An 11,886-nucleotide genomic window follows, 5' to 3' on the forward strand; every position below is an offset into this window, starting at 1 on the left:
CCGTTACCGATGGGCCGACCATCATCATCTACATAGCATTAAATAATAAAATCAAAGAACTAATTTGTATTCATTATTTATTCGTGACACTCAATACCCCGGGTTTTGTTTTAAGTTAGGGTTTGCAGCTAACGCAGTAGCAGGTATAGGAAATACAAGGTGTGTAGCGTCAGAAGCCGGTTTTAGATACCACGCTTTCATAAACATTCCAAAGCGAATTAAATCCGTTCTCCGCATTAATTCCCAATACAATTCTCTGCCTCTTTCTGCTAATAAAGTATTTGGATCATTCAAATTATTTGGATTAACTAATACCATGCTAGTCATAGGCGCAGCTTTTCTGGCCGATCTTAAATCGTTTACCAGTGCCAAAGCTCCTGCATTATCCGGAGCGGAAGCACGCATCTTTGCTTCTGCAACCATTAGAACAACATCCGAATACCTGTATAGCACACACCAGTTTCCGGAAGTGCCACCGCCATAGTTTTTTCCATTGCCTGAAAAGTCAGGCAAATATTTTAAAACACGAATACCTACATCTTCCAAAAGAGGGCCAGTTTCTTTCAAATCCGGGGAAAAATTGGTATTGAAAATTAATAAATTACCTTTCCTGTCTTTTACCTTAGAGCCATCTGCATAATATTGCTGCCCAATTAATAGGCCTGTCCTTAATCCGGAAACATCTGTAACTCCCTTATAATGTCTTCCACCGATTCTTTGGTCTAACAACGTATCTGTAGGCGTTTCAGTTGGTGTACCATTTATCCCAAAAGAATTATAAAAATCAGCAGTAGTTGAGAATCCGTTCCAGCCACTTTGTGGGGCTAATGGCTTATAAGAGTTATAATGCAAAGTAGCCCACCACATATTATGTATTCCTGTATTATTAGTAGAAACGCCAGACGTATTAGGGGAAGCAAATATTATTTCTTTCGAATTGGAATTAGTTGGACTAAAATTATCAAAATAATTAGCGCTATATGAATATTTCCCACTATTTATAATTGCATTACCGAGAGTGATGACCTTCTGCATATCTGCATCATCAAAAGTTGGGGCTTCTCTGTTAACAAATGCGCCGCGGTTCAAATATAATTTCATTAATAACGTATTGGCCGCGTCGATATTAGCTTTATCCATCCCATTCGTTGGCGGAAGATCAGGAATGATTGCCGTTAATTCACTTATAATAAAATTAACCGCACTATCCCCCGAATATACCTTAGGAGCGTTTAATAAATTGTCTCCCGGATTTCTAAAAGGGAACTGGCCAAAAAGATCTAAGAGTTTGTATAGAGAAAAAGCTCTAAGAAACCTGGCTTCAGCAGCTTGTCCCTTAGTAGGAGAAAAAGCTAAAACGTTTGTAGCATCAAAATTTAATTTGTTTAAATCGTTAAACGCGTTTATGATGACATCTACACCTTCGGGTCCAAAAGTCTGTAATTTTAACGCCCGCCATTTGCCATTGTCATCCCAGTCTCCCGCACGTGTGGGCACCACACTTTCATCAGCAGTCACCTCTTCAAGGGCCGAAATCCTTCCAGGGTCAGAGAATGGGCCTCCCACATCATTATAAGCAGTTTGCAACAACAATTGAGTTCCATTAGCACCTAATGCATTGGTTGCCTGTTCATTTGTCAAGGTACTGTTTAGATTCTGATTAAGTTTGGTACACCCCAATCCTATAACAACTGCGATACTTAAAGAAAGGGTAAACTTTACTAATTTATATAAATTCATAATTTTATAATTTTTAATTTTTATAATGACATATTAAAACCAAAATTTATCACGCGCGGTGTAGGATAAGGTATGTATTCAATATTTCTTGAGGGATACCCATTTTGATTTTTGTCAACGTCCACCTCCGGATCAAATCCTGTAAATTTTGTTATAACAAAAAGATTAGACCCGCTAACAAATACATTCAAATTTTTAACGAATTTACCCACATCGCCAAAAGCGTAGGTAAGCGTAACGTTTCTTAACTTAAGATAATCACCTTTTTCAAGATATCTGCTTGATACTGCAACACTGGCATTAATATTTTCCTTTGACCCAATAATAGATGCATCTACATTTTTACCATTTTGAAGATTACTTATATTAGTTACACTATTGAAAGTATTATTATAAATATAAAAGCCAGATGCACCACTTGCATTTAACGCTAAGGACAATTTACGATACCTTAAAGTAGTCGAAAATCCATATAACAAATGAGGATTAGGGTCTCCCATAAAAGTAGGCTGCTCTGCTATTATTTGCTGCCCATTTTGATCAAATCCACCGAATTTTTTTAGATAAAACACATTAACCGGATGATCATTTCCAATGATCTGAGCCAATGTACCCGAAACCCCCTGGCCACTTACCTGGGCGGTTGCTATGTTCGCCTGTTTAAAGTCAGTCAGCAAGTTTTTATTATGCGCCATATTAATTTGCGCGTCCCATGAAAAATTGGTATTGGAAACTACTGTAGCACCTATTGAAAATTCCACACCTGAGTTGATCAAATGAGCTGGTAAATTGATAAAGAAAATAGAGGCAGGCGCTGGCTGAATTGCTGTGCTTTGGAAAAGTATGTCAGTTGTATTTTTATGATAATAATCAACAGAACCATAAACCCTGTTCTTCAGAAATGCGAAATCTAATCCAACATTTATTTGAGCAGTTTTTTCCCATTTCAAATCCGGATTGGCAACATTGCTTTGACCTATACTGTTATAAGACCCGGAATTAAATTGTTCCTGAGACGAGCCTGCCGGAAACTCCTGGTTTCCGGTAATTCCCCATGATGCCCGCAAACCTAAATTTGATATTACCGGACTTGAAGACAAAAAATCTTCATTACTTATCGTCCACTTAGCGCCTACAGAAGGGAAGTACCCATATTTGTTATTTTTTCCAAACTTGCTGGAGCCATCACCTCTGATAGTGGCAGTTAAATAATACTTACTTGATAAATTAAAATTCACCCGGCCAAAGTATGATTGGATTTCAGTAGTAGGATCAACAAAAGTGACTAACGGATTTTGGGTTTTTGCGTTCTGGAAAAAACTTGTATAAAGAACCGATATCCTGTTTTGCTGATCAAGATTAGTATTAAATTGAGAGGCGAAAACAGATGAATTTCCATAATTCGTCTTCCAATATTCGTACCCTGCCAAGGCTTCCATGGAAAGAGTTTGAGTAAGATCAGTATTGTAAGTTAACGTATGAGTAAAAGTTTCAGAAGTCAAAAAGGCATCTGAAATGGCTGCATCACCAATTCCTGAAACACTATTGATTCCGTCAATCCAACCATCTATATTTGTATTTCTTTTCCCTGTACCATGATTAATCGCATATAAAAATTTGTAGTCAAGACCTTTTGCGATTTTAAGTGTAGCAGAAATATTGCCCAAAAATACGTTTACATTAGACACATCGTTATAACCCTCAATAACGGCCAACGGATTAGGTACAGAATTTACTGCATTGCTGAAAAGCCCATTGCTAGTAGTAAATGCTGCTGTAGGGTTCCAGTTAAGCGCCCAAGCCATTAAATTCCCGCCTGCTCCTGCTGTATTACTTATAAGCCCCATATTCTCTGTAGTATGCCCTGCAATTACATCAAAATTAATTGACAAACGGTTGTCTAAAAATTTGTACTCACCGGTAAAATTTCCAAGATATTTATCTAAGGATGTTTTCTTAATAAACCCAAAATCCTGAGATCCAAGAAATGATACACGAAACTTTCCTCTTTCGTTTCCACCGCTAAATGCCAGATTATAGGCCTGCGATAATGAATTCTGTGTAATGGCCTTTAAAGCATCTACTGATCCGCCATGATCAAGAGAGTTCGATAATGTATCCAGGCTATAAGTATGGAGCGCGGTTTTAAACTGGCTTGTAGATAACACTTTATATTTATGCATATATCCGGCGTTAACTCCAAATTTTGTCCCGAATTCTACTTTTGTTTTACCGGATGTTCCTCTCTTAGTTGTAATAATAATAACACCATTTGCTCCTCTTGAACCATAAATTGCAGTGGAAGAAGCATCCTTTAATACATCAATCTGCGCTATATCATTTGGGTTAACATAAAGTAAAGGATTTGATTCCGGCGTAGTACCGAAATCAAGGCCTGATCCACCAAAATTTAAGCCCGGCTTTGCCGTTCTTCCATCCAATGGAACTCCATCAATTACATATAATGGATTACCACCCGATCTTATAGAATTATTCCCTCTTATTTTTATCGTTGCCGCAGCCCCTGGCTGACCATTGTTAGTAGTAATTTCCAGGCCTGAAACTTTACCCTGAAGGAGTTGGTCCGGAGCCGCGATAGCACCCTGGTTAAAATCATTTGCTTTAATTGAAGTAATGGCTCCGGTTAAGTCGCGCCTCCTCGAAGTTCCATAACCTACCACCACCACATCTGTGAGACTTGCCGCAGAATTAACCAATTCAACGTTTACGTTTGTGGCCGATGAAATATCAACAGTTTTAGGTTCAAAACCAACGTAACTAATTTGCAAGGCTTTTGCATCTTGAGGAACATTAATAGTAAAGGTTCCGTCAGATTCCGTAGTAACACCAGTTTTTTGCCCAGCAACCAATACTGAAACGCCTACCAGAGGAGTGCCGTCCGAAGAGGTAACCTTTCCGGTTATAGTTCTTTGTTGCGCCATTGATTGAAAAATACAGCAGAACAGAAACAGCCCGCTGAAGAGAAGTTTTTTTCCCATAATCAAGTAATTAAAATTTGTGCGTTAACTAATAATCAAAGTGTAATTTACACACTTTGACAAATAAATACTAAAAAAAGTTAAAAAAATATTCATATCTTACTAACAAACGGGTGTAGATTAAAAAGCTTGTATTTGATTATCAACCGATTAAGCCAATCTTATCTACCCTGATATCAAAATTAAAAATGACAGTAAACAAACAAATAATCACAACTTCAATTCTCCCCAGCCATTTCTGTACTCTCTTTTTACATACTGATTTGCAGGCTCAAAATTGGTAATACGCATATTTGCGCCATCCCATTTGTAAGAAATATACCGGCCGGGCGTTGTAATATCTTCTACTTCCCCATACACAGGATCTTTCCTTTTTGTTTTTACCCGAAGGCCAAAACTCCGTAATAAAAGATTGCCCATCAATACAGTTTCTGTTAATGGCCCTGCATAATCTTCAATTGGAGAATCTACATAGGCTTTTTCTTTTCCCGGCATTGGCAGCGCGCCATTTCCTTCATAATCATTATTATATCCGGCGATTGCAGCATCTACCCATTGCCACCAGTGGCCATTGGCTTCTCCTTTTACGCGGGGATATTTTTTTTCAACATCAATGGCATTGTTTAGCGATAGCGGTAATAATCGCGGATTGCGGCCGCCCCAACCGCATGAAATTTTCCCCTTATTTCCTATAAATAAAGTTCCGCCTTCGTAATCCCCTAAGCCCGGAACGCCAGCCAGCGCCTCATTCAAATTGACATCTTCATCCAATTCATCGGGCCGCTCAGGTAACATGCCGCCGTCCATCCAATAAAGCTTCAATTCTTTCCCATTATCTCTTTTAAATGTGTAGCGGAGCTTAGTTGATGGTGGAATGCTTAACGGATCATCGGCTTCTTTGAAAATGCCTGTATAAATAGTAGTAGCATCACACGTAACTTCCGTTGGATAGCCAAGGCCTAATAATTTAAATGAAGGGCCTATGATATGACAAGCCATATCTCCTAATGCGCCTGTTCCAAACCGCCACCATCCGCGCCAGTTAAATGGAACCAGGTTACCGATGTAATCCGTCTGCGGAGCTGTTCCTAACCAAAGATCCCAATTTAATTCTTTGGGAACCGGTGGCCTGTCTGTTGGCCATGGAATGCCCTGTGGCCAAACAGGCCTGTTGGTCCAGTTGTATACCTTTTCTATATCGCCAATTAAACCGGCATCAAACCATTCTTTTAAAGTTCTGACGCCATCGAAAGAAGCGCCCTGGTCGCCCATTTGGGTTACTACTTTATATTTTTTAGCGGCTTCAGTTAATATGCGCGCTTCATAAATGTCGTGTGTAAGCGGTTTTTGGAGGTATAAATGCTTATTCAGCTTCATCGCGTTAAGGCCCACAATAGCGTGATTATGATCGGGAATGGCGACGGTAACTGCATCAAAATTCTTATGCTCTTTTTCAAACATCTCTCTCCAGTCATGATAAAAGCCAGCCTTGGGAAATTCTTTTCTGCGCGGGTCAGACATGCGGTCATCCACATCGCACAAGAAAGCAATCACTGCATTTTTTTTGGGAGCATACGCAAAATGTTGAATATCATTTTCTGCCTCGCCACCACACCCCACGCAAGCAATATATAACTTATCGCTGGGAGCAACATGTTTACGGCCGCCTAACACATGAGCCGGCACAATAGAAAATGCTGCGGCAGTGAAAGCCGAATCTTTTATAAACTTACGCCTGCCGATTGTTTTTTTCATATAATCATATATTTTTTAATGAATATGTCTGAAATCTTTAAAAAAACACTTTTAACCACTTTCAAAAAGCCACGTATTTAATATTGCGCGTTTCAATTTTTAAGTTGATGCGATCAAAATCTACAAAACACTTTTAATAGAATATTTTAAAATAATGAAATTATTGACCTTTCACCGCACAGTGCTCATATATTATTTTTAACTGGAAGGTCCGAATCTGAATGTCTTTATTTTTATATTCCGAAACCATAATTTACCATCTTCGGTTCCCTGAATTGAAATATGCCCTTTTCGAAATGTTCCAAAATCCGGCCATTGGTGAAATTTGGTGCGTGCTATTATTTTCCGCCAATTGTAATCCCACATTGCCACGTCAACCACCTTATGGCCATTTTGAAAAAATTCAACATGGCCATCGTTTGCAATAATTTCGTATTGGTTCCATTCGGGAGCGGGTTTTACCCATTCTGTATCAGCAGCAGCAATGTCGTACATAGCGCCTGCACGGTGCATGTGAATTCTGCTATCGCTTATAGTTTTGTGGTCGGTGGTATAAAGACAGGACAAATCGGTAATCTGCATTTCAGGGCCGGTTTCATAAGTGTCTTTATACTTCGGCGATTCGTTTACATAAAACATAACGCCACTGTTCGCACAAGGTTCCATTTTCCATTCCAGCTTAAGGTCGAAATTTTCGTATTCGCTGTCAGTGACCAAATCAGCGAAATCTTCATACACACTTTTGGAATTTTTATTCAGCGCTATCATCCCGTCATGGACCTGCCATGCTTTGCCCGGCTTCTTTTCAAGATAAGAATGCCAGCCCGTAAGATCCTTGCCATTGAAAAGAAGTTGCCAGCCGTCTTGTTTTTCCTGTTCTGTAAGCATGTTATTTGATTGGGCCGAAGCCGGTTTAAAAAAAACAATAAGGCTTACACAGCAGAAAAGTTTAATGAAAGTGATTTGTTTCCCCAACATGATTTAAATTTTTAGTCAAAAAATAACATACTACAGTTAGCACCAAACATAATCAGATTAGAAAATATTTTCTAATCAAAATTTAACGGGACAAATCTCAAAAATAGGTAAAATCAAAATTAAAGATGTTCGCCCGAAAAAAATTTCAGCTAAAGTATTGGAAAAAATTTTCTAATTGAAAAATTTCATTGAAGAACATGAGAGTTCATTTTCTTTAAGAAAAATAAAGATTCACGCTAATTGTTCGTTTACTGGAAAACCATCACTATAATCCTACTTCATTTTTCAATGAGCAGGGTTTGCAAGCTAAAATTTATTTAGATGAATCTGCGGCAGCCTTTGGCAATCCCTGGGTGGCTTTGGTGTTGGTCATTCTGCCTGTTTGCTCGCCCGAAGTATCTATACCATTAGGTTGTACAGGACTTGCGGTGTCAGAAGCCGCCCCATCGCCGGAGGCCGCTGAAGAACCAGATTCGGTCGAATTTACCGGCTCATGAAGGTGGTTCGGAGTAGAACGGCAGGCCGTAAAAATAAATGCGATGGAAAGAATAACAACAAAATGCTTTAAAATTTTCATAACGAAGGTTTTTCTTTGGCGTTCAAAACTTTTGCCAATAATTGCAAAGTAAACTCTTTTAATAAATCATCGGCTACAAATCTTGAAAACTTTTTCTAATTATTATTGCTATTTACTATTGCCTGAAGAAAATTTCGCGATGATGAATCGCTTTTTTCATCATTAATGAAAATCGTAATAATCATACTGAACGGGCATGAATTTTGAGCGGAATTGAAAAACTAATTATATAAAAATGGAAAGAGTAACTAACGAAGGCCACCGCGAGGGAAGGCTTGCTACCAAAATTGAAACCGAAACTGCCAAACTTCCTTCTGATGTGTTTCTGTGGGCGGCTATTGGCGCCATGGCAGTCTCCATGTCGCTGCACATTGCAGGCAAAAAACATAAGAGTCTTTTCTTTGGTCAATGGGCAGCGCCTTTTTTACTATTCGGGATTTATAATAAATTGGTAAAACAGCTCGGGCACGACAAATACAACCAATATTGAACATTGAGTCCGACAGTTCAGGTAATGCAGGCACATAACGGCTATGCCTACATGAAATTTCATTTTAAGTATTTTAATTGAAATGATTGATCTTTTTGTTATATTTTTTGGTTAGAAATGGAGTTGATGATTTTATTTTCTTTAATGTGGCCTCCGTAATGCCTTACATTCGGGAATTAGTGAATTTATGATTTTCGAATAACGAAATTTTTTGAGATTCTTCCTTCTTTACCATCAAAACGAATTAACTTGCTATGACCTCTTTTGAGCGTATCTAAACGCATTAGGTATTATAAAAATAACCCTGTCAAGATAAGGTCAGAAAATAATGTTACATTTTTACACAGCCTTCAACTTAATAAGGATTCATTTAGAATCGCTTGTAGCCTGGTTTTCGTACAAATCGCGCGAATTGATTTGGGCTTCAGCGATCACAAAAAAGAATCGCGTTTTAGAAATGCGAATCAATTAAATAGTAATAACATTGAATTATTAAAAGAAAAAAAATCATGGAACACAAGACTTTATTTCCCGAGGCAACAAGAGAATCTGCTGAAAAAAAAGCGGCGCTTGCGCCCAAAAATATTGAAGCCTGGAGAAATTTCAGCAGAACAGTTTTTGAAGCCGGAGCGCTCCCCGAAAAAACCAAGCAGCTCATCGCAGTTGCAGTTGCCCATGTAACACAATGCCCTTACTGTATCCGTTCTCACACAAAAACGGCTATGCGCAAAGGAGCAACAAAAGAAGAAATCATGGAAGCAATTTGGGTAGCCGCTGAAATGCGGGCGGGCGCAGCGTATGCGCATGCAACTATCGCGATGGATGAAATGGAACAACACGAAAATTTAAATCATAAATGAAATGGAACCGAGAATTAATTATGGCAAAGTAGCCCCGGCCGCTATCAAAGCAATGCGTGGCCTTGAAGAATATGTTGCTTCATCAGGACTTGAAAAATCCTTGTATGAGCTCGTGAAGACAAGAGCTTCTCAAATAAATGGCTGTGCTTTTTGCCTTGACATGCATACCAAAGATGCGCGAAAAGCCGGCGAAACTGAACAGCGGCTTTACGCTCTTAGCGCGTGGCACGAAACTCCGTTTTACAGCGAAAGAGAACGGGCCGCATTGGAATGGACAGAAGCCCTAACCCTGATATCAGATACAGATGTACCTGATGCGTTGTACGAAAATGTTCGTAAACAATTTAGTGAAAGCGAAATTGTAGCGTTAAGCATTGCGATAGTGGCCATCAACGGTTGGAACCGCCTGGCAATTAGCTTCAGAACTGTACCCGGCAGCTATAACCCTAAATAACACACGGAATATCTTTAAAATGAATGTGAATGGAAAGATAGCCGTGATAACCGGCGCCAGCAGCGGCTTAGGTGCTTCGCTTGCAAAAGTTCTCGTTGCAAAAGGAGCCATCGTGTATGGCATTTCGCGCAATGAAAAAAAATTGAGTGAGGTTAAAAAAGAATTGGGTGATAATTTTTTCGCCGTTACAATGGACATTGCCTACAGGGAAAAACTTAATACGTGGATTCAACAAACATTTTCAGAATCACATCTTCCGGATATCCTTATAAACAATGCGGGCGCCGGTTATTTTGCACAATTGGATTCATTGCCTGCAGAACGCTGGGATGAAATGATGAACACCAATTTAAACGGCGTTTTTAATATTACATCATGGTTGATTCCTTTGATGAAAACTAATGGTGAAACCTGTCATATCATTAACATTGGATCTATTTTGGGAAAAACAGCCAGGGCCGAAAGCGCGGCCTATTCAGCCACCAAGTTTGCGATGCAAGGTTTTAGTGAAGCGCTCTTTAAAGAACTCAGGTCTTACAAAATAAAAGTTACCTGTGTAAACCCCGGCAGCATTGATACGCGCTTTTTTGAGCAATCCGGAATTGAATCACACAAAAATATGATGCAGCCCGATGATATAGCAGCATTGATTTTGCATGTCCTGGAAACTCCCGATAACCTGCTGGTTGACGAAATCACGTTACGGCCATTAATACCTAACCCGCCTCCAACAGGAGAGAAATAAAAAATAATAACAAAATTAGTTTATGGTAAAACCGGCGACAAATTCGATTTGTTGAGTTTATTGCAGAGGACTTCAAAATTCAAATTCCCAAAGTTTTCTATTACCATATCTGCTTTTTCCAGCAATTGAGAATCACCATTTGATGATATGGCTACACATTTCATTCCCGCACCTTTTGCAGCGGTAATACCGCTCGCAGCGTCTTCAAACACGAGACAATGTTCAACAGGAATTTTCAGCAAGGAAGCGGCTTTTAAAAATACATCAGGAAAAGGCTTGCCGTTTATAACATCCTCCGCAGTTACTAATACATCAAAATAAGAAAGCATTCCCACTTTTTGTAAAACACCTTTTGTTTTTTCGCGGCGCGAGCTGGTGGCCAGCGCAACAGGAATATTTAATGTCTTAAGATGCTTTAGAAATTCTGTTGCGAAAGGAATTGTCTTCAAACCTTGTTCCGTGATTATCTCAAAGAAATATTTCGATTTGTTAGAAAGAGCATTTGCCTGGTCTTCCTCTGTTGTTATTTTCAAAAGATCTTTTACTACCGCTACACTTCTTTTCCCCAGCAAAGGGCTGTAATCATTAAAAGTCAGGTTTCTTCCATAATCCAGAAATACTTTTTGCCACGCCAAAAAATCCGCATTCGTACTTTCGATCAGCGTTCCATCCATGTCAAAAATTACGGCTTTACAGGAAAATTTTTTTGGTGAAATCCGTTGTAAATTCATTACTGCTTAAATTTTAAAAAAACAAAAACGGTGGCAAATATAAGTTAACAGGAATTAACGAAAATTCTATAAGGCAATTGTGTAGGCCAGCACCAGCATAATACAATTGAATGGGAGTAAAAGAACAAATAACTAAATTTTATTTTTTGATTTGAAGAATAGCAACAGTAAGCCTGCTTATGCAAATAAGGTTTTCGTTATCATCGTAGATTTTAATATCCCAAACATGTGTTGATTTGCCGAGGTGCAAAGGGCTGGAAACCGCTACTACCCTTCCCTCGCTTACGCTTCGCAGATGATTGGCATTTATTTCAAGGCCAACACAATAAAATTTTTCACGATCAATTACCAAAGCAGAAGCAACGCTGCCAATAGTTTCTGCAAGCACACAGGAAGCGCCGCCATGCAAAAATCCGTACGGCTGGCGCGTTTTGTCAATTACCGGCATAGACAATTTTAAAAAATCATCACCCACTTCTTCCCATTTAAATTCTAGAAACTCTGGCATCGTGTTTTTCATTATGCCTGACAAATGCTGCGGCGTTATATTTTTGTGA

At 39.0% G+C, this 11,886-nt stretch carries 11 protein-coding genes; 4 read left to right on the forward strand and 7 right to left on the reverse strand.

Features of this window, described 5'->3' with window-relative positions:
• Positions 1–90: 90 nt before the first annotated feature.
• The 5 genes from EFY79_RS17400 to EFY79_RS17420 form a co-directional block, all read right to left on the reverse strand.
• Positions 91–1,740 carry a RagB/SusD family nutrient uptake outer membrane protein gene (locus EFY79_RS17400; RefSeq protein WP_123122020.1) on the reverse strand — a complete coding sequence of 550 codons (1,650 nt, stop codon included), beginning with the start codon at positions 1,738–1,740 and terminating at the stop codon, positions 91–93.
• Between the two features lie 20 nt (positions 1,741–1,760).
• Complete coding sequence (locus tag EFY79_RS17405; protein ID WP_123122021.1) at positions 1,761–4,739, reverse strand: SusC/RagA family TonB-linked outer membrane protein; 2,979 nt, start codon at positions 4,737–4,739, stop codon at positions 1,761–1,763.
• A gap of 210 nt (positions 4,740–4,949) precedes the next feature.
• Positions 4,950–6,494, reverse strand: a complete 1,545-nt coding sequence (locus EFY79_RS17410) for a Gfo/Idh/MocA family protein (protein ID WP_123122022.1) — start codon at positions 6,492–6,494, stop codon at positions 4,950–4,952.
• Between the two features lie 198 nt (positions 6,495–6,692).
• On the reverse strand, positions 6,693–7,472 hold the full coding sequence (locus tag EFY79_RS17415; RefSeq protein ID WP_123122023.1) for a 3-keto-disaccharide hydrolase: 780 nt from the start codon (positions 7,470–7,472) through the stop codon (positions 6,693–6,695).
• A gap of 313 nt (positions 7,473–7,785) precedes the next feature.
• Positions 7,786–8,049: a hypothetical protein gene (locus EFY79_RS17420; protein ID WP_123122024.1), complete on the reverse strand. Its 264-nt coding sequence runs from the start codon at positions 8,047–8,049 to the stop codon at positions 7,786–7,788.
• Positions 8,050–8,284: 235 nt separating this feature from the next.
• Between EFY79_RS17420 and EFY79_RS17425 the strand changes: the two genes are divergently transcribed.
• The 4 genes from EFY79_RS17425 to EFY79_RS17440 all read left to right on the forward strand — a co-directional run bounded on the left by EFY79_RS17425 (position 8,285) and on the right by EFY79_RS17440 (position 10,598).
• Positions 8,285–8,539 carry a hypothetical protein gene (locus EFY79_RS17425; protein ID WP_123122025.1) on the forward strand — a complete coding sequence of 85 codons (255 nt, stop codon included), beginning with the start codon at positions 8,285–8,287 and terminating at the stop codon, positions 8,537–8,539.
• 509 nt (positions 8,540–9,048) lie between these two features.
• A complete protein-coding gene (locus EFY79_RS17430; protein ID WP_123122026.1) occupies positions 9,049–9,399 on the forward strand; it encodes a carboxymuconolactone decarboxylase family protein in 351 nt (116 codons plus the stop codon).
• 1 nt (position 9,400) lies between these two features.
• The gene (locus EFY79_RS17435; RefSeq protein ID WP_123122027.1) at positions 9,401–9,853 is read left to right on the forward strand and encodes a carboxymuconolactone decarboxylase family protein; all 453 of its coding nucleotides are present in this window, start codon (positions 9,401–9,403) and stop codon (positions 9,851–9,853) included.
• A gap of 19 nt (positions 9,854–9,872) precedes the next feature.
• On the forward strand, positions 9,873–10,598 hold the full coding sequence (locus tag EFY79_RS17440) for an SDR family oxidoreductase (RefSeq protein ID WP_123122028.1): 726 nt from the start codon (positions 9,873–9,875) through the stop codon (positions 10,596–10,598).
• Positions 10,599–10,618: 20 nt separating this feature from the next.
• Here EFY79_RS17440 and EFY79_RS17445 read toward each other — a convergent pair whose 3' ends face one another.
• Both EFY79_RS17445 and EFY79_RS17450 read right to left on the reverse strand, forming a co-directional pair.
• On the reverse strand, positions 10,619–11,329 hold the full coding sequence (locus EFY79_RS17445; protein WP_123122029.1) for an HAD family hydrolase: 711 nt from the start codon (positions 11,327–11,329) through the stop codon (positions 10,619–10,621).
• A gap of 139 nt (positions 11,330–11,468) precedes the next feature.
• On the reverse strand, positions 11,469–11,837 hold the full coding sequence (locus EFY79_RS17450) for a hotdog fold thioesterase (RefSeq protein WP_199727569.1): 369 nt from the start codon (positions 11,835–11,837) through the stop codon (positions 11,469–11,471).
• Positions 11,838–11,886 lie beyond the last annotated feature (49 nt).

The organism is Hanamia caeni, assembly GCF_003721595.1.
Taxonomy (GTDB): domain Bacteria; phylum Bacteroidota; class Bacteroidia; order Chitinophagales; family Chitinophagaceae; genus Ginsengibacter; species Ginsengibacter caeni.

What these genes read in the sequence shown, in the direction of transcription:
- EFY79_RS17400 (WP_123122020.1), bottom strand. Translation starts at nt 1,740, where the DNA reads ATGAATTTATATAAATTAGTAAAGTTTACCCTTTCTTTAAGTATCGCA.
- EFY79_RS17405 (WP_123122021.1), bottom strand. Translation starts at nt 4,739, where the DNA reads ATGGGAAAAAAACTTCTCTTCAGCGGGCTGTTTCTGTTCTGCTGTATT.
- EFY79_RS17410 (WP_123122022.1), bottom strand. Translation starts at nt 6,494, where the DNA reads ATGAAAAAAACAATCGGCAGGCGTAAGTTTATAAAAGATTCGGCTTTC.
- EFY79_RS17415 (WP_123122023.1), bottom strand. Translation starts at nt 7,472, where the DNA reads ATGTTGGGGAAACAAATCACTTTCATTAAACTTTTCTGCTGTGTAAGC.
- EFY79_RS17420 (WP_123122024.1), bottom strand. Translation starts at nt 8,049, where the DNA reads ATGAAAATTTTAAAGCATTTTGTTGTTATTCTTTCCATCGCATTTATT.
- EFY79_RS17425 (WP_123122025.1), top strand. Translation starts at nt 8,285, where the DNA reads ATGGAAAGAGTAACTAACGAAGGCCACCGCGAGGGAAGGCTTGCTACC.
- EFY79_RS17430 (WP_123122026.1), top strand. Translation starts at nt 9,049, where the DNA reads ATGGAACACAAGACTTTATTTCCCGAGGCAACAAGAGAATCTGCTGAA.
- EFY79_RS17435 (WP_123122027.1), top strand. Translation starts at nt 9,401, where the DNA reads ATGGAACCGAGAATTAATTATGGCAAAGTAGCCCCGGCCGCTATCAAA.
- EFY79_RS17440 (WP_123122028.1), top strand. Translation starts at nt 9,873, where the DNA reads ATGAATGTGAATGGAAAGATAGCCGTGATAACCGGCGCCAGCAGCGGC.
- EFY79_RS17445 (WP_123122029.1), bottom strand. Translation starts at nt 11,329, where the DNA reads ATGAATTTACAACGGATTTCACCAAAAAAATTTTCCTGTAAAGCCGTA.
- EFY79_RS17450 (WP_199727569.1), bottom strand. Translation starts at nt 11,837, where the DNA reads ATGCCAGAGTTTCTAGAATTTAAATGGGAAGAAGTGGGTGATGATTTT.